The sequence below is a fragment of the Lysinibacillus sp. FSL R7-0073 genome (genome assembly GCF_038009065.1).
GTDB lineage: Bacteria > Bacillota > Bacilli > Bacillales_A > Planococcaceae > Lysinibacillus > Lysinibacillus fusiformis.
Genome location: NZ_JBBPAS010000001.1, coordinates 1,208,875 through 1,231,886 on the forward strand (window position 1 = coordinate 1,208,875; position 23,012 = coordinate 1,231,886).

A 23,012-nucleotide genomic window follows, 5' to 3' on the forward strand; every position below is an offset into this window, starting at 1 on the left:
GTCAAGACTTTGAGGAAAAGTAAATGGAAAAGGATTTTCTCCCAATTGCGGTGGAAAATCCTTTTTTTGAAATGTTCGAGTTCTACATGGTATGATTCGCTACATATATAAAATGGATTGCAGAAGAAGGTGATAGAGATGGCGGTTAGTAAAAGAAAAAAGGTTACTAAAAGCAAAGCAACAACAGAAAAGAAAGAAATGTCTCCACTTATGTTTGAAATTCTAGGACTGCTCTTAATTGCGCTTGCGGTCATCATGATTTTTGAATACGGTATGATCGGGCGTACGCTACAAACTTTCGCAATGTTTCTTTTAGGAAATTTACATTTTGCGGTTCCATTTATGCTAATATTTGTTGCGTTATTAATGATGATTGGTCGTAAAAAAGTCGGTATGAAAGACCGCTTAATTCTAGGCATGCTCCTTATTATTATGAGCTTAACTATTTTTAGTCATGGCATATTATTTGAACAATTATCAAAATCAGGTGGCTTATTATCTGATTCGGTTCTCCGTGAATCATGGCGAATTCTCATCAATACCGAGGGGATTATTCATCGCAGTAATGCACTAGGTGGTGGAATGATTGGTGCCCTATTATTTAGTGGTCTTCACGTTCTATTTGAAGCATCAGGGGCGAGAGTCGTTGCATGGGTTATTTTCTTTATCGGCTTGATTTTGGTTACTGGAAAAGCATTAGTGCCATATTTGGCAGAGAAAATGCCAGATATTTTTGGTAAATGGAAAAAGAAACATCGTGATAAGAAGAAAAATGCACCTAAAAAGCCAAGCAATCGTCGTTCTAGAGCAGAAAGTGTGGACGAGATTGCAGCGGTCAATCAAACTACGGATATGTCTGAGCAAGAGGAAGAAATACATCATGAGCCGATAATTTCTGCATTTACTCAAAATGTGTCTCAGGAAAGAACTATATTTGATCAGGCAGATATAGTGGAAAATGAACACGATGAAGCCATGGATGAGGTCCATATTCAAGGGACAGATACTGTAGAAAATGCAGACTATCAGCTTCCATCTTATAATCTATTACAATTACCACCACAACATGACCAAAGTGGAGAATATTCCGTCATCCAGGCGAATGCCAAAAAGCTTGAACAAACATTGCAAAGCTTTGGTGTAAAGGCAAAGGTCACACAAGTTCATTTAGGACCAGCCGTTACGAAATACGAAATTTTACCTGATATTGGTGTCAAGGTAAGTAAAATTGTCAATTTGCAAGACGATCTAGCATTAGCGCTGGCTGCCAAGGATATCCGCATGGAGGCACCAATCCCTGGCAAATCTGCCATTGGTATTGAAGTGCCAAATAGTGAGGTAGCCATTGTCACTTTACGAGAGGTATTAGAATCGAAGGATGGCGCTAAGCCGGAAGCATTGTTGCAGGTAGCATTTGGACGAGATATTACGGGACAAGCTGTGCTAGCAGAGCTCAATAAAATGCCGCATTTGCTAGTAGCGGGTTCAACAGGTAGTGGGAAAAGTGTCTGTATAAATGGCATAGTAGTATCCATACTAATGCGTACAAAACCACATGAAGTAAAGCTCATGATGATCGACCCGAAGATGGTGGAGTTAAATGTTTATAACGGTATTCCTCATTTATTGGCGCCTGTTGTGACAGATGCACGAAAAGCTTCTCAAGCCTTGAAAAAAGTTGTTTCTGAAATGGAACGCCGTTATGACCTGTTTTCACATACTGGAACACGAAATATTGAGGGCTATAATAATCATGTACAAAAGGTCAATGAGCAGACAGATGAAAAGCATCCTAAGCTACCTTATATTGTAGTTATTGTAGATGAGTTAGCAGATTTGATGATGGTCGCATCTAGTGATGTGGAGGATTCAATTACCCGTTTAGCCCAAATGGCACGTGCAGCGGGAATCCATTTGATTATTGCAACGCAAAGACCAAGTGTAGATGTTTTAACAGGTGTCATTAAAGCTAATATTCCATCCAGAATTGCTTTTGCAGTTTCTTCAGCTATTGATTCGAGAACGATTTTAGATATGGGTGGAGCAGAACGATTACTTGGTCGTGGGGATATGTTATTTTTACCAGCCGGTGCATCAAAACCAAAACGGGTACAAGGAGCCTTTTTATCAGATCAAGAGGTTGAGGCTGTTGTGAATTTTGTTATAGAACAGCAAAAAGCACAGTATCAAGAGGAGATGATTCCTACTGAAGAAGAAACTATTTTAGAGGAAACCGATGAATTATATGACGAAGCAGTGCAATTAGTTGTTAGTATGCAAACAGCATCTGTCTCCATGCTTCAGCGTCGCTTCCGAATTGGATATTCAAGGGCTGCACGTATTGTTGATCAAATGGAACAACGAGGTATTGTCGGGCCTCCCGAGGGCAGTAAACCTCGTCAAGTGCTTATTCATCAATACGACAATTAAACATTAAATGGTTGTTCATTTCTGTATATTTGTCTATTTATTTGCAATGAATTTGAAGAAAGAATGAATTCTATAACAGATTTTATTTAAAACTGTTTATTTCATTCTGCAAAAATGTTATATTTATGAACGATTAGTAGGAATGTTGTACATCAGATGTCTGATCTCTGATTTTGGTGGTGATATATGTGACTATTAAAGCAGATCATCGTCATCTCTATCTTCAAGTAATCGATCGTTTAAAATCTGACATTGAGGCTGGCATTTTTAAAGAAAATGAAAAGCTGCCTTCAGAATTTGAATTATCGAAATCACTCGGAGTCAGTCGAGCAACACTTAGAGAAGCACTTCGACTGTTGGAAGAGGAAAATGTGATTGTGCGCCGACACGGGGTTGGGACTTTTGTCAACCCTAAGCCGTTGTTTACATCAGGCATCGAGCATTTATCGAGCATTTCTTCTATGATCGAGGCAGCGGGTATGGAGCCTGGTTCGCGTTTTTTAAAGGCGGCCGAGCACATCCCTTCTGAGGAAGATTTAAAACGCTTCCAATGTGATGGCGACGATAAAATACTCACAATTGAACGTGTCAGAACAGCGGACGGTGAGCCCGTAGTTTACTGTATAGACAAGCTACCCGCAAGCTTCCTGCCTACTGACTTTGTCGAAAAAAAAGAAGTTTCACTGTTCTCTGCTCTTGAGCAATCTGGAAAAATTCATGTGGCCTATGCGGTTACGTACATTGATCCAGTTGGGTATCATGAACAAGCTTCACCGATTTTAAACTGTGGACGTGAAACAGCTCTTTTAGTGTTAAAGCAGTTGCATTACGATGACCATGATCAAGTAGTGCTCTATTCAAAAAATTATTTCCGAGCTGATAAATTCAGCTTCCATGTAGTTCGTAAACGGGTGTAGAACATTTCTAAATTTTTTTCCTGCTAATTACAATACCTTTGGGGGGTTAATTAAATGAAAAAACGTAAATTTGGTTTAGTATTAACATCAGTATTAGCGGCAAGTGCAATTTTAGGTGCTTGTGGTACAAAAGACGAAAAACCTGCAAAAGAAAATGACAATGCTTCAGGTGGAGAAACATCAGAAGAATCATTTTCAGTAGCAATGGTTACTGACGTAGGTGGCGTTGATGACAAATCATTCAACCAATCTGCATGGGAAGGTGTTCAAGCTTACGGAAAAGAACACGGTCTTAAAAAAGGTGATGGTTTTGACTACCTACAATCAAAATCAGATGCAGACTATGATTCAAATTTAAATGCATTATTACGTCGTGACTTCAATTTAATTTTCGGTATTGGTTATATGATGGAAGATGCAATGGCTGCAATTTCTGAAGAAAATCCAGATGGCCAATTTGCAATCATTGATGCTGAAGTAAAAGCTGACAACGTAGTATCAGTATTGTTCAAAGAGCAAGAAGGTGCTTTCTTGGCAGGTGTTGCGGCAGCTAAAATGTCTAAATCAGGTAAAATCGGCTTTGTAGGTGGCGTAGATATTCCAGTTATTAATCGCTTTGAAGCTGGATTCATTGAAGGGGCAAAAACTGTTAACCCAGATATCGTCATCGAAAATAAATACACTGGCGCATTCGATAAAGCTGATGTTGGTAAAATTACAGCAAGTGGTATGTACTCTTCAGGTGTAGATGTAATCTTCCACGCTGCAGGTGCAACTGGTAACGGTGTATTCTCTGAAGCAAAAGAACGCAAGAAAAAAGATCCAGAGGCAAATATTTGGGTAATCGGTGTAGATGCTGACCAATACGATGAAGGTAAAGTAGATGATAAAACAAACGTAACTTTAACTTCAATGCTAAAAGGTGTTAACACAGCAGTAATAGATATTTCAAACAGAGCGAAAAACGGTGACTTCCCTGGTGGAGAAACACTAGTTTATGGTTTAGCTGAAGATGGGGTTAAACTTGCGGATTCTCGCGGTGCAATTCCAGAAGATGTACAAAAAGTAATCGAAGAATATAAAGAAAAAATTGCTAAGGGTGAAATCGAAGTTCCAGAAAAAGTGGAAAAATAATTCATCTTTTGATCATCATAAGGGACTTTTAAGAAGGACCTTATGATGATTTTTCAATCCATCGTTATATTTAGATTATTCGCAATTCTCTATTTAACTAGATTTATATGAACCTTTTAGAGGTAGTATTTAATGATTTTCATAATGATGGTAACAAGTTAATAGAAGAAAGGTTTCTAACGATGACCTTTCCTGTATTAATTTAGCAAAACACCTACCTCTATAGGTGGGATTAATCAGTAAATAAAAGATAGCCTTTGGTAACGAAAGCGGTCTAAAGAATTAGTGAACTGTAGCAAAAAAAGCTCTAACGGTCATCTAGTTTATGTACATTTCGAATACTGGATGTATTGCTAATCTGTGCCATCAGTCATAGTAGAGGCAGATACGAAACGCTAAGGCGGAATTACTTTATAAAAGTGCCTATTAAGGGAGTGACAATATTGGAATATGTGATTGAAATGCTAGGAATCCGGAAAGAATTCGGTAATTTCGTGGCGAATAATAATATCACCCTCCAACTGAAACAAGGCGAAATCCATGCATTGCTTGGAGAGAATGGTGCAGGTAAATCGACTTTGATGAACGTCCTTTTTGGTTTGTATCAACCAGAGGGTGGCGAAATTCGCGTTCGTGGGAATGCTGTAAAAATTACAAACCCAAATGTTGCCAATGATTTAGGGATTGGTATGGTGCATCAGCACTTTATGTTGGTAGAGAATTTTACAGTAACAGAAAATATTATTTTAGGCTCCGAGCCAACTAAAATGGGTATTGTCAATATAAAAGATGCATCTAAAAAAGTACAAGCCCTTTCTGAGAAATATGGCTTGGATGTTGATCCTAATGCCAAAATTGAAGACATCACTGTTGGTATGCAACAACGTGTTGAAATATTAAAAACATTATACCGTGGTGCTGAAATTTTAATTTTTGATGAACCAACAGCCTCTTTAACACCACAAGAGATTACGGAATTAATTCAAATAATGCGTCGTCTTATTGCTGAGGGGAAATCTATTATTTTGATTACCCACAAGCTAAAAGAAATTATGGAAGTGTCCGATCGTGTAACGATTATCCGTAAAGGTGAAGGAATTGGCACTGTTGTAACCGCTGACACAAATCCTGATCAGCTAGCTGAAATGATGGTTGGCCGACAAGTTGAATTTAAAACAGAAAAAACGGATGCGAATCCAACTGATGAAGTACTTGCTATCCATGACTTAGTCGTTACGGATTACCGTGATATTGATAAGGTAAAAGGTCTGAACTTAAAGGTTCGCAAGGGTGAAATCGTCGGTATAGCAGGTATTGATGGAAATGGTCAATCAGAATTGATCGAGGCGATTACAGGTCTTCGTAAAATTAAAAGTGGTACTGTTGAATTAAATGGTAAAAATATTACAAATTTGAAGCCTCGTAGTATTACAGAAGAAGGCGTTGGGCATATTCCGCAAGACCGTCATAAGCATGGTTTAGTACTAGATTTCCCGATCGGTCATAATATTGCGCTACAAACGTATTACCAATCTCCTATAGCTAAAGGCTTTGTCATGGACTATAAAAAAGTGTCGGAGAAAGCCAATCAAATTATTAAAGAATACGACGTACGTACAGGTAATGGTGAAATGACACCTGCCCGTGCATTATCTGGTGGTAACCAACAAAAGGCTATTATTGGTCGTGAAATTGATCGTAATCCAGATTTATTAATTGCCGCTCTACCAACACGAGGTCTTGACGTAGGGGCGATTGAATTTATTCACTCGCGTCTTATTGAGCAACGTGATAAAGGGAAAGCAGTTCTGTTAATTTCCTTTGAATTAGATGAGGTTATGAATGTATCGGATCGCATTGCCGTTATTTATGATGGTCAAATTGTGGACGAATTAAATCCTAAAGAAACAACAGAACAAGAGCTTGGATTATTAATGGCCGGTCAAAGTAAAAAAAATAACAAGCATGATGCGAAGGAGGGGAACGACTAATGTCAAATCGTGTCATTAATATACTCGTTCCTATCATCTCTATCATTATCGGTTTAATTGTAGGGGCTATCGTCATGGTAGTCAGTGGCTATGACCCAGTACAAGGTTATATCGCTCTTTGGACAGGTATTTTTGGAGATTCATATTCAATAGGGAACACAATTCGTCAAATTACACCGTATCTATTAGCAGGTCTTGCAGTAGCATTCGCCTTCCGTACAGGACTGTTTAATATTGGTGTTGAAGGTCAGCTTATTTTAGGTTGGTTAGCAGCAGCTTGGGTAGGTTATGCATTTGAGCTACCTAAAGTTATACACTTACCATTGGCATTACTTGCAGCCGCCGCCGCAGGTGCATTCTGGGCCTTTATTGCAGGTTTCTTAAAAGCGAAATTTAAAGTGCATGAAGTAATTGCGACAATTATGCTTAACTATACGGCGTTATATATTGCAAACGCGGTCATTAAAAAATTGTCAGATGGTAGCTTTAAAACAGAACGTATCCATGAATCCGCTTCATTACGTTCTCCGTTTTTAAGAGAGCTTACAGACAACTCAAGTCTTCACTATGGGATCATTGTTGCACTATTAATGGTTGTTGTTATGTGGTTTATTCTAGAAAAAACAACTCGTGGATATGAGCTGAAAGCTGTAGGGTTCAACAAAAACGCTGCAGATTATGCTGGTATGAGCGTTAACAAAAACATTATTTTAGCGATGACTATTTCAGGTATGTTTGCAGGTCTTGGAGGAGCGATGGAAGCTCTAGGTACGTTCCAAAACGCATCTATTAAACCTGGCTTCACTGGAATTGGTTTCGATGGTATAGCCGTAGCCTTACTTGGTGCAAATACACCGCTTGGCGTAGTATTCGGGGCATCACTCTTTGGTTCATTAAAATATGGTGCTTTAAATATGCCAAATGCTGCTGGTATACCGGAAGAAATTGTATCGATTATCATCGCGTTAATTATCTTCTTCGTAGCATCAGGCTATATTATTCGAGTAGGCTTACAGAAGCTGAGCAAGAAAAAGGAGGGACAATAACATGAGCTTTTTAGAAATGTTATATTTCATCATCCCTTCAGCGATTCTATATGCAACACCTTTGATTTTTACAGCCATCGGTGGGGTATTCTCTGAACGCTCTGGTGTTGTCAACATCGGGCTAGAGGGCTTAATGATTGTTGGTGCTTTTGTTGGTATATTTATCAATTTAGAATTTGCTTCATCATTAGGTGCGGCAACGATTTGGGTAGCGATGTTAGCAGCGATGATTATTGGTGGGATTTTCTCACTTTTCCATGCCATTGCGTCTATTTCTTTCCGTGCCGATCAAACAGTTTCAGGGGTAGCCATCAACTTACTTGGATTAGCAGCTACTGTATTCTTAGTTAAAATGATTTATGATAAAGGTCAAACGGATATGATTACCCGTCCAATCGACCGTTTTGGTATTCCTTATCTAGAGGATATTCCGTTTTTTGGTCGTTTATTGTTCCATGATGTATATAGCACATCTATTTTAGCGTTTGTAGTAGCATTTGGTGCTTGGTTTGTTATTTATAAAACACCATTCGGCTTACGCCTTCGCGCTGTAGGTGAACACCCAATGGCAGCAGATACAATGGGGATTAACGTCAATAAAATGCGTTATATTGCGGTTATGATTTCTGGGGCTCTAGGTGGACTTGGTGGTGCAGTCTATGCACAAACAATTACGCACGACTTCTCACATGCAACAATTGCTGGTCAAGGTTTCATGGCAATCGCTGCTATGATTTTCGGGAAATGGCATCCAATTGGTGCGCTAGGTGCAGCCTTATTCTTCGGTTTAGCGCAAACATTAAGTATTGCAGGGAGTCAAATTCCATTCATAGAAAATGTACCAGCTGTTTATTTGCAAATCTTACCGTATGTACTTACAATACTTGCTTTAGCAGGCTTTATTGGTAAAGCAAATGCTCCTAAGGCAAGTGGTCAACCATATATTAAAGGTAAGCGTTAAAATAAGTCATGATCAAAGACTGAGTGAAATATGCTCAGTCTTTTTTTCCATGTTGAATTCATACATTTTATAATTTTTCCCATACATACTTTGGATTCTTTTTGCAATTATAGACAGTAGACATGTATAGTATGTGTAGTACATCGTTATATTAAGAAGGATAGGAGGGTTTCATATGTTTAAAACTATACCTTTTGCCAAAGGTGTCAATTTGCATATCCGACAAACGACCCAATTTAAAACCGTAAATTTTTCAATTAAATGGAGAAGAGCATTAACGGCTAAAAGTGCATCGGAACGTACTGTGTTAACCAATGTACTGCAGCATAGTAATGCTAAATATAAAACAACTGCTGCTTTCAGAAGCTTCTTAGATGATCTATATGGCACTGTTTTATATTTTGATACGTCTAAACGAGGTAATGAACATACAGTGCTCATGAATGTGGAGACTGTAAATGATCATTATTTAGCAAATACAAGTGTATTAAATGACATGCTTGGTTTATTGCACACGGCTATTTTTGAGCCTAATTTAGAAAATGGGGTCTTTAAGGAATCCATTGTGGAACGTGAAAAGAAGACCGTTATACAACGGATTGAATCTATTTTTGATGATAAATCTCGTTTTGCTCAATTCCGCTTACAACAAATCCTAAGACCAAACGAACCAGCATCTATTTCGGCAAATGGTAGTGTCGAGGAAATTCAAAAAATTACCCCTTCCTCCTTATTTGAGGCTTATCAATCAATGCTAGCTAACGATAAAATAGATATTTATGTTGCTGGGGATATTAATGAAGAGGAAATTGTAGCGAAATTAAAAAAAGCGCTACCATTTAATGATCGTACACCTGAGGAAGTGCCAGCTGTTCTACCGCAACAGCATCCTCAAAACGATTATGTTCGAGAACAGCATGAGATGAAGCAAGGTAAGCTTCACATTGGCTTTAGTACGCCTGTAAGATTTGGTAGTCCAGACTTTGCTAAAATGCAGATTTTTAATGGTATTTTCGGCGGCTATCCACATGCTAAATTGTTTATGAATGTTCGTGAAAAAGAGAGTTTGGCTTATTATGCTTCTAGCTCCTATGCTTCTCATTATGGTCTTGTATTTGTAGTTTCTGGTATCGAGGCTAAAAATGAGGAAAAGGCGTTATCATTAATTAAAGAACAGCTTGCGACAATGCAGTCTGGTAACATTACTGATTTAGAGCTAGAACAAACAAAAGCAATGCTCACAAATCAATTAAAAGAGTCCTTGGATTCTGCTCGTGGACAAATTGAAATTTTTGATCAATATAAAGATTTACCAGAAGAGTTCTCTGTGGAATCTTGGGCTAATAAGTGGAAAGCTGTGACGAAGGAAGATGTTGTGGATATGGCGAAGCAAGTGCAGCTTGAAGCGGTCTATTTCTTAAGTGGAAAGGAGCAAGCCGCCCAATGAAAACAATTGAATTTAAGCAACTAGATGAAACCCTTTATTATGAAAAGCTTGAAAATGGATTAGATGTATATATCTTGCCGAAAAAAGGTTTTTCTAAAACATTTGTTACATTTACAACGAAGTACGGTTCTATTGATCGCACTTTTGTACCAATAGGTCAAACAGAAAGCATTACTGTGCCAGATGGAATCGCTCACTTCTTAGAGCATAAAATGTTCGAAAAAGAAGATGGCGACGTCTTCCAAAAGTTCAGTGAATATGGAGCCTCTGCTAACGCCTTTACATCATTTACGCGTACAGCATACTTATTCTCTTCAACTGATAATATTTATAAAAGTACCGAAACATTATTGAATTTTGTGCAGGAGCCTTACTTTACAGAAGCGACTGTCAACAAAGAAAAAGGAATTATTGGGCAAGAAATTACAATGTATGATGACCAACCAGATTGGCGCCTATATTTTGGCACGATTGAAAATATGTATCATCATCACCCTGTAAAAATTGATATTGCTGGTACTATTGAATCGATTGATGGCATTACGGCCGATCATTTATATACGTGCTACAATACGTTTTATCACCCATCTAATATGCTTTTATTTGTGATTGGTGCAGTGGACCCTGAGGAAATGATGACTTTTATTCGTGATAATCAAGGGAAAAAAGAGTTCTCAGAACCGGCATCCATTCAACGTTTCTTTGATGAAGAACCAACAGAGGTAGCGATAAACGAGCGGACATTAAACATGGATGTACAAAAGCCTAAAGTTTATGTTGGACTGAAGGCAAAAGAAACCAATTTGTCAGGTCGAGAAATGTTAAAGCATGAGCTATCTGTTCAAATTGCACTAGAACTTATTTTTGGACGTACATCTAATTTTTATGAACGTGTTTACGAGGAAGGTTTAATTGATGAAACGTATGCGTTTGATTTTACATTAGAAAATGGTTTTGGGTTTGCTATGATCGGTTCTGATTCTTCAGAGCCTGATAAATTAACATCTGCAATTAAAGAAGAGTTGGCTAAATTTGAAGGAAATTCACAATTTGAAAGTGCTGATTTAGAACGTATTAAACGTAAAAAAATTGGTTTCTTTTTACGCGCTTTGAATTCTATTGAGTTTATCGCCAACCAATTTACTCGTTACTCCTTTAATGATATGAATTTATTTGATGTTGTACCAGTTCTTGAGGAATTAACAATTGATGATTTATACAAAGCGTTTGCCTCAGTTCAAGGTGAATCTCAACAAACCGTGTTTAAAATTTTACCAAGTAAGCAGGATGCCTAGTGAAAAAGTTTGCTCTTGTACTAGGTGCTTCAGGTGAGATTGGTCACGCTATTTGTCATAGCTTGGCTGAAGAAGGTTGGTCCATCTATTTACATTATTCAACTAATAAAAATGCTGCAGAAACTTTATGTCATACACTTTCTAAAACTTTCCCTGCTCAAGAATTTATGCTTGTACAGGGGGATTTTTCAATTGAAACAGGAGCAGAAATGGTAGCCGCACAGATTTTTAATGTGCAGGCTATTATTTTCGCAAATGGACAAGCGCATTATTCGCTGCTAGAGGATACAACAGTAAAAGATATGGACGCATTATGGCGAGTGCATGTTCAAAATCCGATGAGGCTGACAGCTTTACTTTCTGAAAAGCTTCGTCAGCATGATGTCAGCTATGTTTTATTTATTGGCTCTATATGGGGCGAAGCTGGGTCAGCTGGTGAGGCGTTGTATGCAACTGTAAAAGGAGCACAACATGCATTTGTTAAATCATATGCAAAGGAAGCGGCATTATCTCGTATTCGAGTAAATGCCATTGCTCCAGGCTTCATTAATACATCCATGAACAGTCATTTAAGTAAAGAGGAGCTTAATTATATTTTGGAAGATATTCCTCTAGGCTCAATAGGGCAAACAACAGATGTGGCTGAAATGGTTCGCTTTTATTTGTCTGGGAAGGCTGATTATGTGACTGGACAAATCATTCGATTAAATGGTGGTTGGTACATATAATATTCTTTTTTACACATACTACATGTGTAAAGGAGGAGGAACATATGACCATTTTAGAAAACTGGCAAAAATGGACATCGTTTTTAGGACAAAACGTTATGCAAGCTGAATCAAGTGGTATGCCTAAGAAAATGATTCAAGCAGCTGCTGTCCAAATTGGTGAATATTTAGCTTCAAATGTAGATCCTAAAAACGAGCAAGAGCGAGTGCTGTCGGATTTATGGGGCGTTGCCTCAGAAGATGAAAAGCATGCATTGGCGAATTGTGTCGTTAAGCTTGTCCAAAATAAGCATGTGCAATAAAAAAAAGAGGAGAGCTTATCTCCTCTTTTTTCTATATAAAAAATTTATTTTTTAGTGAAAACGGGAACGTATGTAAGCCTTATTTCTATGCATTCAAAAAAATTAGTAAGTTTTTAAAAATAACGCCGTAATTCCATGTATTCTAACTTTCCATTACATAAAAAATCAGCTATGATGGAACTTATAAAGGATTTTTTACGTTAACTAATAGGAAGGGAACGAGTGTGTTGAGCGATTGGTACTTTGAATATGAAATTCAGGTGAATCGCCCTGGATTATTAGGAGATATTGCTTCACTTTTAGGGATGCTACGTGTCAATATTATTTCAATTAATGGTGTCGATGAGGGTCGACGTGGTATGTTAGTGCATACAGACAACGATGAGGCAATTGAACGTTTTCGTACAATTGTTTCGACAATGGAACATATTAACGTGACCAAATTTCGACAACCGAAACTTCGAGACCGCTTAGCTATTAGACACGGTCGTTATATTCCTCGAGATGCAGATGAAAAAAACACTTTCCACTTCGTAAGAGATGAACTTGGTATTTTAGTCGATTTTATGGCCGAACTCTTTAAAAAAGAGGGGCATAAGCTGATTGGTATTCGTGGCATGCCACGCGTTGGTAAAACGGAGTCTATAGTAGCAGCAAGTGTTTGTGCCAATAAAAAGTGGATTTTTCTATCGTCCACAATGATAAAACAAACAGTTCGTAATAAACTAGTGGGGGATGAATTTAGTCGTAATAATATTTTTATTTTAGATGGTATTGTGACTCGTCGCTCCTCTGATGAGCGACATCTACAATTAGTGCGTGAAATGATGAATATGCCATGCATTAAGGTTGTAGAGCATCCTGATATGTTTGTTCAGCATTCCGAATATAAAATAGAGGATTTTGATTATATTATTGAATTACGTCATCACACAGATGAAGAAATTACTTATGAAATAATGGAAAAAAATCATATGTCCGAATCCGATTCATTTGGTGGATTTAATTTTTAATTTGATGTTAAAGTAGGTGTTATTAGTGGCAGAATTAGGGACTCGACTGAAAGAGGCGAGACTGTCTAAAGGCTACAGCTTAGACGATTTACAAGAAATAACGAAAATTCAAAAGCGTTATTTAGTAGGAATTGAAGAGGGCAATTATTCCATTATGCCTGGCTCGTTTTATGTACGAGCTTTTATTAAACAATATGCAGATGCTGTTGGTTTAAACGCGGAAGAAATTTTAGAGACTTATAAAAAAGAGCTGCCAAGTACTCCGAATGATCAAGTAAGTCAATCCATAACGAATAGTCCAAGCAGAAGAAAGGTCACAAAAGGCCCTTCCAATAAAATGATGGAGGCAATGCCAAAAATCATTGTTGGGTTATTTATTGTTGTGATCATTGTGGTAATTTGGGTGCTATGGCAATCAAAAAACAGTCCAGGGACAAGCGAGGGCAACACAACATCCCCTGAAATTGAATATGATACAAATGCCAAGCCTATCGATAGTGCCAAAGATAAGAAAGAAAAAGAAGAAAAAGATGCTCTGAAAAATGACCAAAAAGATACAGACTCTAAAGAAGAAACACCAACTGATGAAGATCAAACTGATCAAACTGAAGAGATCAAGCAAACCATTTCCGCAGGTACTGTTGAAGCAGATGGAGCAACAACTTCTTACACGTTAACAGGTACAGATACACTGAAACTTAAAATCGAAGTTTCAGGTCCTACATTTGTTGGTATTCGTAATCAGCAGCAACAAGAATTATTAACGGATACTCGTGTTTATAATGCTGGTGAAGTGGTAGAATTCGACGCGACGACTGAAAATTATGTTCGTATCCGTCTTGGTAATTCTACGCAAGCTAAAATCTATATTAATGACGAGCTTCTCACGTATGCACAGCAAGTTGTAACTCAAAATATCGTCATCAATTTCAATAAAGAACAGTAGTCATCATGTGATGGCTACTTTCTTTCATCATGAAAGGTGTTAGAAAAATGAACATACCAAATAAAATTACCATCTCACGAATCTTGCTTATTCCATTTTTTGTCATTGTTATGATGTTTGATTTCGGCTGGGGAACATTGACTCTATTTGGGGCAGAGATGCCAATCCATCATTTTATAGGTGCACTTATTTTTATTTTAGCTTCGACAACTGATTGGGTAGATGGTTACTATGCACGTAAGTATAATCTTGTGACTACATTTGGGAAATTTTTAGATCCCTTAGCTGATAAATTACTTGTGTCAGCAGCTTTCATTTTAATGGTAGAGCTTGATATGGCACCAGCCTGGGTGATTATCATTATTATTAGCCGTGAATTCGCTGTTACGGGTTTACGCCTTATTTTGGCAGGTGGGGGAGAGGTCGTTGCGGCCAATCAGCTTGGAAAAATTAAGACTTGGGCACAAATTGTAGCAATCGCTGCCGCTCTTTTACACAACACAATTTTTACACTCATTGGTATTCCTTTTGATATGATTATGCTATACGTAGCATTGTTCTTTACGCTATGGTCTGGGTGGGATTACTTCTACCTTAATCGACGTGTTTTACTTGAGTCTAAATAAGAAAGGTCTTGTGAATCATGAATGCTGAAATTCTTGCGGTTGGCTCAGAGCTATTATTAGGCCAAATTACGAATACGAATGCGAGATTTATCTCGAACCAGTTATCCGAGCTAGGCATTAATGTTTTTTACCATACAGTAGTGGGTGATAATGCAAAACGATTAGAGCAAGCTATTGAAGTGGCAGAATCTCGTGCAGACTTAATTATATTTTCGGGAGGACTAGGACCTACGAAAGATGATTTAACAAAAGAAACGATTGCTCGCCATCTCGGTGTTTCTCTTGAATTTGATGAAGTTGCATTAACTTATATTGAGCAGTTTTTTGCCAAGCGAGGACGTCCTATGACGGAGAATAACCGAAAACAGGCTTTAATTCTAGCTGGAAGCGAAATACTAGCCAATCATCATGGAATGGCGCCTGGTATGATTTTCAAAAACAATAACCGTACGTATATCTTACTCCCAGGGCCACCTAAGGAGCTTGAGCCTATGTTTCAATTTGAGGCCAAACCTAAGCTTGCTTCGATGCTTAACGATGGAGGGATCATTGCCTCTCATGTGATGCGTTTTTATGGGATTGGTGAGGCCGAACTTGAAGTCCAGGTACAGGATATTTTAGATGCCCAAACAAATCCAACAGTCGCTCCACTTGCGTCGGATGGTGAGGTAACATTACGCGTAACAGCCAAAGCAGAAACCGAACAACAAGCCCAACAACTTATTGCCGCCAAAGTAGCACAGATACAAGCCCTTGTTGGTGACTATCAATATGGTGTGGATGATGACTCGCTTGTTTCAAAGACAGTTGAAATGCTAGTAGACAATAATCTAACTATTTCTGCTGCGGAAAGTTTAACGGCAGGGTTGTTTCAATCAGAGCTTGCGGAAATTCCAGGGGTAGGTAACGCACTTCTTGGTGGCGTAGTGACCTATGCGGCAGAAGCAAAAGTAAAGCATCTTGGTATTTCACAAGAATTAATAGATACACACGGCGTTGTTAGCGGTGAATGTGCTGCTGCAATGGCAAGTGCAATTCGAAAACAATTTGGGACAAATATCGGCATTGGATTAACAGGAGAAGCAGGGCCTACAGCACATGATCATCAGCCAGTAGGGACGGTTTGGATTGGTATTGCCATCAATGATGAGGAGCCACTTACATACTTACTTCATTTATCTGGTATGCGTAATACAAATCGACTCCGTGCAGTGAAATTTACATGCCATTATTTAATGCAGCGTTTGGAAGAACGCGGCTATACAAAACGATATTAATATAGAGTGAAAAATAGGAATTTGGGTAGAGGAAAACTATCCAAATTTTTATTTTGTAGAAAAAACGAATAAATGTTCGCTTTTTTCTTGCGTGTTTTCTCAAAAACAAGTATAGTAGAGATAGACAAAAACAGTGAACAGTTTTCGAAGGAGGAAAATGAATGAGTGATCGTAAAGCAGCCTTAGAACAGGCTTTAAAACAAATTGAAAAGAATTTTGGTAAAGGTTCAATCATGAAACTCGGTGAAAAAACCGACTTACAAATTGCGACATCTTCAAGTGGATCACTAGCACTTGACGCGGCCTTAGGCGTAGGTGGTTATCCACGTGGACGTATTATTGAAGTGTATGGTCCTGAATCATCAGGTAAAACAACAGTTGCTTTACATGCTATTGCTGAAGTACAAGCAAAAGGTGGACAAGCAGCATTTATCGATGCAGAACATGCATTAGATCCAATATATGCTCAAAAATTAGGTGTCAACATTGATGAGTTATTATTATCACAGCCAGATACAGGGGAACAAGCACTTGAAATCGCAGAAGCACTAGTTCGTAGTGGTGCAATTGATATCATCGTTATTGACTCCGTTGCTGCTTTAGTGCCAAAGGCTGAAATTGAAGGGGATATGGGTGATTCTCATGTCGGCTTACAAGCCCGCTTAATGTCACAAGCATTACGTAAACTTTCAGGTTCTATTAACAAATCAAAAACGATTGCTATTTTCATTAACCAAATTCGTGAAAAAATTGGGGTAATGTTCGGAAATCCAGAAACAACACCAGGTGGACGTGCCCTTAAATTCTACAGCTCTGTACGTTTAGAAGTTCGCCGTGCAGAAGCTATTAAGCAAGGTAATGATATTGTTGGTAACCGTACGAAAATTAAAATTGTGAAAAATAAAGTAGCGCCGCCTTTCCGTACAGCTGAAGTTGATATTATGTATGGAGAAGGTATTTCTAAAGAAGGCGAAACAGTTGATTTAGGTGTAGAATTAGACATCGTGCAAAAAAGTGGATCTTGGTATGCATATGGTGATGAGCGTCTAGGTCAAGGACGAGAAAATGCAAAGCAATATTTAAAAGAAAACTCTGCTGTTTTGGAAGAAATCTCAAACAAAATTCGATCTTCTTATGGTATTGCTGCTAATTCTTATACAATTGCTGCACATGAAGAAGACGAGATGGATGAAGAATTAATGTCACTTCTTGATGAAGAATAATCAAACGATTGCATTGTTCCCAATTTATTACGGGAACAATGCTTTTTTTGTCTATAATCTAAAATTTTTACACATAATAAGATAGAAGCTATATGCCTCGGAAATTATTTCTTATGTACTGGGTTAACGTAAAAGGTGTAAAAGGTGAATTTTTTACTAGTGTAAAAGTAATAGGGAAAAAATCCGCTGAATGGATAAGACTTACTTTTTTTCTTTTCAAAGGGCGAACAGGTGCCCGACTATCCTTGACAGAGCTGATGGCTAGCTATACAATTAAATATGTATAATTTCTGAATTATGACTTTAAATAGGCAGTACATTTTATCTTCATTTAGCAAAAGTTTTATAGTTACATGTCCTTTTCGAAGGATGTCAAAACGCCTACTGAATGCAGATAATACCTTTGGCCAATTAGACAAGTTTTGTGTGAAGACTAACAAAATATTGCGCGATTTGCCAAGGCGACATAGATGTATGCGCCGACTGAAACTGTAATACCCAAATAGCAAGAGGAGGTGTTCATATGGATGGAATTACTATCATCTCCGCTTTGCTTGGACTCATCGTTGGTGCCGCTGTTAGCTATATCTACATGAAAAAAGTGAATGACTCAAAAATCACTGGTGCTAAACATGTCGCTGAAACAATCGTTGAAGAAGGAAAACGAGAAGCGGAGGCATTAAAGAAAGAAGCACTACTTGAAGCCAAAGATGAAACTCACAAATTTCGTACTGAAGCCGAAAATGACATTCGTGAACGTCGTTTAGAACTTCAAAAACAAGAGAACCGTTTATTGCAAAGAGAAGAGAATCTTGATCGCAAGGATGATGCTCTAAATAAGAGAGAAGCAAGCTTAGAGCGTAAAGAACAAGCTCTAGCTGAAAGACAACAGCATATTGAACAGATGGAGAGCAAAGTGGACGAGCTCGTTGCATCACAAAAAACAGAGCTAGAACGTATTTCTGCATTAACTAGAGAAGAAGCGAAATCAATTATCTTAAATGAAGTAGAAAAAGAGCTAGCAACTGATATTGCTGTGATGACGAAGGAAGCTGAAACACGTGCAAAAGAAGACTCAGATAAAAAGGCGCGTGAAATCTTATCGTTGGCACTACAACGATTTGCTGCAGATCATGTAGCTGAAACAACCGTATCTGTTGTGAACTTGCCAAATGATGAAATGAAAGGTCGAATCATTGGTCGTGAAGGCCGTAATATTCGTACATTGGAAACGTTAACAGGCATTGATTTAATTATTGATGATACTCCAGAAGCGGTTATTTTATCAGGCTTTGATCCAATACGTCGTGAAACGGCTCGACTTGCACTTGAAAAACTTGTACAGGATGGCCGCATTCACCCAGCACGTATTGAAGAAATGGTGGAAAAATCTCGCCGTGAAGTGGACGAACAAATCCGCGAAACTGGTGAGCAAACTACATTTGAAATTGGCATTCATAACTTACATCCAGATTTAATGAAAATTTTAGGCCGCATGAAATATCGTACAAGCTATGGACAAAACGTCCTAAAACATTCAATTGAAGTCGCGCATTTGGCAGGTTTACTGGCAGCTGAATTAGGTGAAGATGTAGCATTAGCTCGTCGCGCAGGCTTATTACATGATATTGGTAAAGCCATTGACCATGAAGTAGAAGGTAGCCATGTTGAGATTGGCGTGGAATTAGCAACAAAATACAAGGAACATCCAGTCGTTATTAATAGTATTGCTTCACATCACGGTGATACAGAAGCAACATCTGTTATCGCGGTATTAGTCGCAGCAGCTGATGCTTTGTCAGCAGCTCGCCCAGGTGCACGAAGTGAAACACTTGAAAACTATATCCGCAGACTTGAAAAATTAGAGGAAATTTCAGAAAGCTATGATGGCGTAGAAAAATCTTATGCAATTCAAGCTGGACGTGAAATCCGAATAATCGTACAACCTGAAAAAATTGATGATTTAGCTTCTCATCGTCTTGCTCGTGATATTCGCAAACGTATTGAGGAAGAATTAGATTATCCAGGTCATATAAAAGTAACAGTCATTCGCGAGACTCGTGCAGTTGAGTACGCGAAATAATATTGAAAGTTAGAGGTTTCTCTAGATTCATATCTAGAGAGCCTCTTTTTTAATTTAGCAAGAGTCATGTTTAAGGAACATCCATCATAAAAAAGAAAAAGGCTAGAATTTCTGCAGATGGATTAAAGAGGAAAGATGTGATCAAAATGATAGATCTTCATGCTCATATATTATTTGATGTGGATGATGGCCCTAAAGATAGAACAGAATCCTTAAACATGTTGAAGCAAGCTGCACGGGAGGGGATAACAGATATTGTCTGTACCTCGCATGCTATGCATCCACAATATCATGTTCAATATAGCAAGGTACAAGCGCTAGTCCATGATCTACAACAGTTACTGCTGCATCACCAAATTCCAATCACCATCCACACAGGACACGAAGTTCGTTTAAATGATGAGCTTTTAGTACATCTTCAGCAGAAGCAACTCCATACATTAGCCCACACTGACTATATTCTATTAGAACTTCCTTCAAATACAATCCCTGCCTATACGAAAGAGATGATTAGACGTTTAAAATGTGCTGGATATACACCGATTTTGGCACACCCAGAACGAAATCTTGCCATTAGAGAAAATCCAAAAAGACTCGATGTCCTTATCCATGAAGGTGCGTTTACACAAATAACGACAGGTAGTTTAACGGGCTTGTTTGGTAAGGAGGTACAGCGTTTATCATTAGCTTTAGTAAGAGCAAATTACATTCATACAATAGGCTCTGATGCCCATAATGTAAGCACAAGAAAGTTCTGCTACCAAGAGGCACTCCAATATTTAGAGAAAAAAAATGAAATGGAGATGATTGAGCGGCTCCTCATGAATAATGCAAATGTTATAGCTAACAAGCCTATCATGCGATTTGAACTAGAGGATATTGTTGTGAAGAAGCGATGGCTTATATTTTAATCTCCTATGTAGAATTGAGTGTGAATATAATATGAAACTATTCATCACATTAGTGTTTAGCGCGCTTATTTTTATGAGCCTTATGCAGCCCGTCGATGGAATTTACCATAAATTATCTTTAGTTTTTAGCCTTTTCCTTATTATGATCTCTATACTTCAGCATAAAAAAATTATTATTCAAAATGTACAAGCTAGTGTTTTTTTTAGTATGTATACATTTTTTTGTGTCATTGCAGCAGGGGTAAACCAAGATATGAATTTATTGAAAAATAGTCTTCAATTATTTTGCATGTTTTTAGCAGTTTCTATTTTCTTTAATGATCTTGTGAAAGAGCATGTTATGGAGATTGTTGTAAATAGTGTTTTAATAGCCTATGTGCCATTTATATTTATATGTTTTCACCAAGCGCGCTATATGTTTGGGGGCTTTGCAGGTGTATTTGAAAATCCCAATACAATGGGGTTTTCTATGATTGGATTAATGGTTGTCGTACTTATAAGGCTATATCACCTTATCATGAAAATATTACATGAACGACAACAGCCAAAATTAATTTTATTATTTGTTTTTTATACGACCATATATTTAATATGCTTGTATATTATACTACTTTCAAATGCACGTACTTCATTGTTAACCGCTGCACTAGTGACGATTGTAGTGATTGTTTCTAGTATTAAAAGTTTGAATAAAACCTTCCTGCCATTCCTAAAGTTTAGTGCTCTTTTTGCGGGCACTGTTTTAGTTGTATTAATAGCTTTTATGAAAATGAATAGGATGCAAGATGCCGTACAAAGTATTTTATTAAAAATGGAAAAAAAATCCACTAATATAACAGATGGTCGTCTTGAAATTTGGCAATATGTTTTTGAGCATGTTCAATTTTGGGGACATGGTGTGGAATCATTATGGTCTATAGGTGTATCTCATGCACATAATACATTTATTAATATTTTACAGGAGGCAGGTCTACTGGCATTGATTAGCTATTGCTGTTTTCTGCTAGCCATTGCCAAAGGCTATCGTCAAATGAATGACCAGCTTGCCGTTCTAATGGCGTTAATTATAGTTGCGATGTTAGGGGTTTCCACGTTTGAAATTCTTTATTTTAACGTGCTTCATATTCTTGTGTTTGTTGTCAGTGGTAGCTTGAGAGATACGGACAAAAAGACAATATTGACCGAATAAGCGATAGGCTTGTTTAATATACTTTATTAGCATTGCAGTTATCTGCCTATATTAGGAGGGATCCATTTTGTGAATGAAGAAATGACAATCCAAAGTCTAGTAAAAGTATTGCAAAAGCGCTGGTTCTTCATCCTAATACTGATGATGCTGTCGATCGGCATTGCCGTGTTCATTAGCTATCTTCTTCAAACGCCTATTTATGAGGCCGAAACTCAATTATTGGTCAATCAAAAAAGCTATGAGAATCAGCAACTAATAGGGGCACAGAATGTTGATACGGACCTTCGTTTAATAAATACGTACAATGTTATTATCAAAAGCCCTGTTATTTTAACAAAGGTTATCGATGTCCTGGCACTAGATACAACTCCAGAAACTTTAATGAAGCAAATTGAGGTTTCAAGCGCCAATAATTCACAAGTAGTGAATATTCGTGTACAGGATGAGGATGAAGCAAGGGCGGTGAAGATTGCCAATACGATAGCGGAGATTTTTAAAGAGGAAATCCCTGTTTTAATGCATGTGGACAATATTAATATTCTCTTTATTGCCCAATCCAGTGAACATCCAGTACCGGTGAAACCAAATAAATTGCTGAACATCCTAATAGCAGCTATCAGTGGTTTCAGTTTAGCACTCGTACTCGCCTATTTTTTAGAAACGCTTGATAGGACTATTAAAACAGAGCAGGATATTGAGGAGATATTATCATTACCGGTGATTGGTGTAGTCAGTAATATAGAATTACTCAATAGTAAAAAATCAAGAGCTAGGGGGACCTCCTAATGCTATTCAAAAGAAGAACAAAAAGAATCCCGATGGCTCGCAAGCTGATTACCGTTTCCGATATGATGTCCATTCCTTCGGAGCAATATCGCACCATTCGCGCGAATATTAAATTTTCACAACCCAATCAAGATGTCAAAACTATTCTAGTAACCTCCTCTATCGCTGGTGAAGGAAAATCGACAAATGCCGCGAATATCGGTGTTGTATTTTCACAGGAAGGGAAACGTGTCCTCATTATTGATGCTGATATGCGTAAGCCTACACTTCATCATACATTTTATCTAGATAATATTTTTGGCTTATCTTCTGTGTTATCACGGCAAGCAACTTTACAAGAGGTGATTCAAGAAACCTTTGTAGAAGGTGTGGATATCATTTCGAGTGGCGCTATTCCTCCTAATCCAACAGAATTATTAGCCTCTGAAACAATGACCTTCTTATTGCACGAAGTGAAAGAGCGGTACGATATTGTGATGATTGATGCCCCACCGTTGCTTTTTTTATCGGACGCCCAAATTTTATCTAATAAATGTGATGGTACTCTTTTAGTTGTAAATACGGGGGCTGTAGGAAAAGCAGCTGTCGTAAAATCAAAATCCATCTTAACGATTTCCAAGGCCAATATATTAGGTGTCATCTTGAACAATTATAAAATGAAGGGCAGTACGTATGAGCAGTATTATGGAAAAGAATAAAGGTGGAGG

Annotated in this window: 20 protein-coding genes; all 20 read left to right on the forward strand. The window is 37.8% G+C overall.

Annotated elements, in window-relative coordinates; genetic code table 11:
• Positions 1 to 138: 138 nt before the first annotated feature.
• The 20 genes from MKY88_RS05730 (at position 139) to MKY88_RS05825 (ending at position 23,003) form a co-directional block, all read left to right on the forward strand.
• Positions 139 to 2,430 carry an FtsK/SpoIIIE family DNA translocase gene (locus MKY88_RS05730; RefSeq protein ID WP_328202946.1) on the forward strand — a complete coding sequence of 764 codons (2,292 nt, stop codon included), beginning with the start codon at positions 139 to 141 and terminating at the stop codon, positions 2,428 to 2,430.
• Positions 2,431 to 2,618: 188 nt separating this feature from the next.
• Entirely contained in the window at positions 2,619 to 3,347 is a 729-nt protein-coding gene (locus tag MKY88_RS05735; RefSeq protein ID WP_008178950.1) for a GntR family transcriptional regulator, read from the forward strand.
• Between the two features lie 54 nt (positions 3,348 to 3,401).
• Positions 3,402 to 4,481, forward strand: a complete 1,080-nt coding sequence (locus MKY88_RS05740; protein ID WP_069480390.1) for a BMP family lipoprotein — start codon at positions 3,402 to 3,404, stop codon at positions 4,479 to 4,481.
• 443 nt (positions 4,482 to 4,924) lie between these two features.
• Positions 4,925 to 6,472 carry an ABC transporter ATP-binding protein gene (locus MKY88_RS05745; RefSeq protein WP_193831201.1) on the forward strand — a complete coding sequence of 516 codons (1,548 nt, stop codon included), beginning with the start codon at positions 4,925 to 4,927 and terminating at the stop codon, positions 6,470 to 6,472.
• On the forward strand, positions 6,472 to 7,518 hold the full coding sequence (locus MKY88_RS05750) for an ABC transporter permease (RefSeq protein ID WP_069480392.1): 1,047 nt from the start codon (positions 6,472 to 6,474) through the stop codon (positions 7,516 to 7,518). The genes MKY88_RS05745 and MKY88_RS05750 overlap by 1 nt, the downstream gene beginning before the upstream one ends.
• A 1-nt stretch (position 7,519) precedes the next feature.
• Positions 7,520 to 8,479, forward strand: a complete 960-nt coding sequence (locus tag MKY88_RS05755) for an ABC transporter permease (RefSeq protein ID WP_069480393.1) — start codon at positions 7,520 to 7,522, stop codon at positions 8,477 to 8,479.
• A gap of 175 nt (positions 8,480 to 8,654) precedes the next feature.
• A complete protein-coding gene (gene yfmF, locus MKY88_RS05760; protein ID WP_069480394.1) occupies positions 8,655 to 9,926 on the forward strand; it encodes an EF-P 5-aminopentanol modification-associated protein YfmF in 1,272 nt (423 codons plus the stop codon).
• Positions 9,923 to 11,221, forward strand: coding sequence for an EF-P 5-aminopentanol modification-associated protein YfmH (gene yfmH, locus MKY88_RS05765; RefSeq protein ID WP_193831202.1), 1,299 nt, complete (start codon positions 9,923 to 9,925; stop codon positions 11,219 to 11,221). The genes yfmF and yfmH overlap by 4 nt, the downstream gene beginning before the upstream one ends.
• Positions 11,221 to 11,949, forward strand: coding sequence for an elongation factor P 5-aminopentanone reductase (gene ymfI, locus MKY88_RS05770; RefSeq protein ID WP_258267995.1), 729 nt, complete (start codon positions 11,221 to 11,223; stop codon positions 11,947 to 11,949). The genes yfmH and ymfI overlap by 1 nt, the downstream gene beginning before the upstream one ends.
• Positions 11,950 to 11,993: 44 nt before the next feature.
• A complete protein-coding gene (locus tag MKY88_RS05775; RefSeq protein WP_008178933.1) occupies positions 11,994 to 12,251 on the forward strand; it encodes a DUF3243 domain-containing protein in 258 nt (85 codons plus the stop codon).
• Positions 12,252 to 12,478: 227 nt separating this feature from the next.
• Positions 12,479 to 13,264, forward strand: coding sequence for a DUF3388 domain-containing protein (locus MKY88_RS05780; RefSeq protein ID WP_069483265.1), 786 nt, complete (start codon positions 12,479 to 12,481; stop codon positions 13,262 to 13,264).
• A 16-nt stretch (positions 13,265 to 13,280) separates the two neighbouring features.
• Complete coding sequence (locus MKY88_RS05785) at positions 13,281 to 14,210, forward strand: helix-turn-helix domain-containing protein (protein ID WP_175422988.1); 930 nt, start codon at positions 13,281 to 13,283, stop codon at positions 14,208 to 14,210.
• 47 nt (positions 14,211 to 14,257) lie between these two features.
• Entirely contained in the window at positions 14,258 to 14,836 is a 579-nt protein-coding gene (gene pgsA / locus MKY88_RS05790) for a CDP-diacylglycerol--glycerol-3-phosphate 3-phosphatidyltransferase (RefSeq protein WP_025113992.1), read from the forward strand.
• 17 nt (positions 14,837 to 14,853) lie between these two features.
• On the forward strand, positions 14,854 to 16,113 hold the full coding sequence (locus MKY88_RS05795) for a competence/damage-inducible protein A (protein WP_328202933.1): 1,260 nt from the start codon (positions 14,854 to 14,856) through the stop codon (positions 16,111 to 16,113).
• 161 nt (positions 16,114 to 16,274) lie between these two features.
• Positions 16,275 to 17,336 carry a recombinase RecA gene (gene recA / locus MKY88_RS05800; protein WP_069480398.1) on the forward strand — a complete coding sequence of 354 codons (1,062 nt, stop codon included), beginning with the start codon at positions 16,275 to 16,277 and terminating at the stop codon, positions 17,334 to 17,336.
• 523 nt (positions 17,337 to 17,859) lie between these two features.
• Positions 17,860 to 19,419, forward strand: coding sequence for a ribonuclease Y (gene rny / locus MKY88_RS05805; protein ID WP_008178918.1), 1,560 nt, complete (start codon positions 17,860 to 17,862; stop codon positions 19,417 to 19,419).
• Between the two features lie 146 nt (positions 19,420 to 19,565).
• Positions 19,566 to 20,330 (forward strand): tyrosine-protein phosphatase, encoded by a 765-nt coding sequence (locus MKY88_RS05810; RefSeq protein ID WP_328203303.1) that lies wholly within the window; start codon positions 19,566 to 19,568, stop codon positions 20,328 to 20,330.
• A 253-nt stretch (positions 20,331 to 20,583) separates the two neighbouring features.
• Positions 20,584 to 21,519: an O-antigen ligase family protein gene (locus MKY88_RS05815; RefSeq protein WP_328202931.1), complete on the forward strand. Its 936-nt coding sequence runs from the start codon at positions 20,584 to 20,586 to the stop codon at positions 21,517 to 21,519.
• A 69-nt stretch (positions 21,520 to 21,588) separates the two neighbouring features.
• Positions 21,589 to 22,305, forward strand: coding sequence for a YveK family protein (locus MKY88_RS05820; protein WP_193831205.1), 717 nt, complete (start codon positions 21,589 to 21,591; stop codon positions 22,303 to 22,305).
• A complete protein-coding gene (locus MKY88_RS05825) occupies positions 22,305 to 23,003 on the forward strand; it encodes a CpsD/CapB family tyrosine-protein kinase (protein ID WP_258268000.1) in 699 nt (232 codons plus the stop codon). Before MKY88_RS05820 ends, MKY88_RS05825 begins: the two co-directional genes overlap by 1 nt.
• Positions 23,004 to 23,012 lie beyond the last annotated feature (9 nt).

What these genes read in the sequence shown, in the direction of transcription:
- MKY88_RS05730 (WP_328202946.1), top strand. Translation starts at nt 139, where the DNA reads ATGGCGGTTAGTAAAAGAAAAAAGGTTACTAAAAGCAAAGCAACAACA.
- MKY88_RS05740 (WP_069480390.1), top strand. Translation starts at nt 3,402, where the DNA reads ATGAAAAAACGTAAATTTGGTTTAGTATTAACATCAGTATTAGCGGCA.
- MKY88_RS05750 (WP_069480392.1), top strand. Translation starts at nt 6,472, where the DNA reads ATGTCAAATCGTGTCATTAATATACTCGTTCCTATCATCTCTATCATT.
- MKY88_RS05755 (WP_069480393.1), top strand. Translation starts at nt 7,520, where the DNA reads ATGAGCTTTTTAGAAATGTTATATTTCATCATCCCTTCAGCGATTCTA.
- yfmF (WP_069480394.1), top strand. Translation starts at nt 8,655, where the DNA reads ATGTTTAAAACTATACCTTTTGCCAAAGGTGTCAATTTGCATATCCGA.
- yfmH (WP_193831202.1), top strand. Translation starts at nt 9,923, where the DNA reads ATGAAAACAATTGAATTTAAGCAACTAGATGAAACCCTTTATTATGAA.
- MKY88_RS05775 (WP_008178933.1), top strand. Translation starts at nt 11,994, where the DNA reads ATGACCATTTTAGAAAACTGGCAAAAATGGACATCGTTTTTAGGACAA.
- pgsA (WP_025113992.1), top strand. Translation starts at nt 14,258, where the DNA reads ATGAACATACCAAATAAAATTACCATCTCACGAATCTTGCTTATTCCA.
- MKY88_RS05795 (WP_328202933.1), top strand. Translation starts at nt 14,854, where the DNA reads ATGAATGCTGAAATTCTTGCGGTTGGCTCAGAGCTATTATTAGGCCAA.
- recA (WP_069480398.1), top strand. Translation starts at nt 16,275, where the DNA reads ATGAGTGATCGTAAAGCAGCCTTAGAACAGGCTTTAAAACAAATTGAA.
- rny (WP_008178918.1), top strand. Translation starts at nt 17,860, where the DNA reads ATGGATGGAATTACTATCATCTCCGCTTTGCTTGGACTCATCGTTGGT.
- MKY88_RS05810 (WP_328203303.1), top strand. Translation starts at nt 19,566, where the DNA reads ATGATAGATCTTCATGCTCATATATTATTTGATGTGGATGATGGCCCT.
- MKY88_RS05815 (WP_328202931.1), top strand. Translation starts at nt 20,584, where the DNA reads ATGAATTTATTGAAAAATAGTCTTCAATTATTTTGCATGTTTTTAGCA.
- MKY88_RS05825 (WP_258268000.1), top strand. Translation starts at nt 22,305, where the DNA reads ATGCTATTCAAAAGAAGAACAAAAAGAATCCCGATGGCTCGCAAGCTG.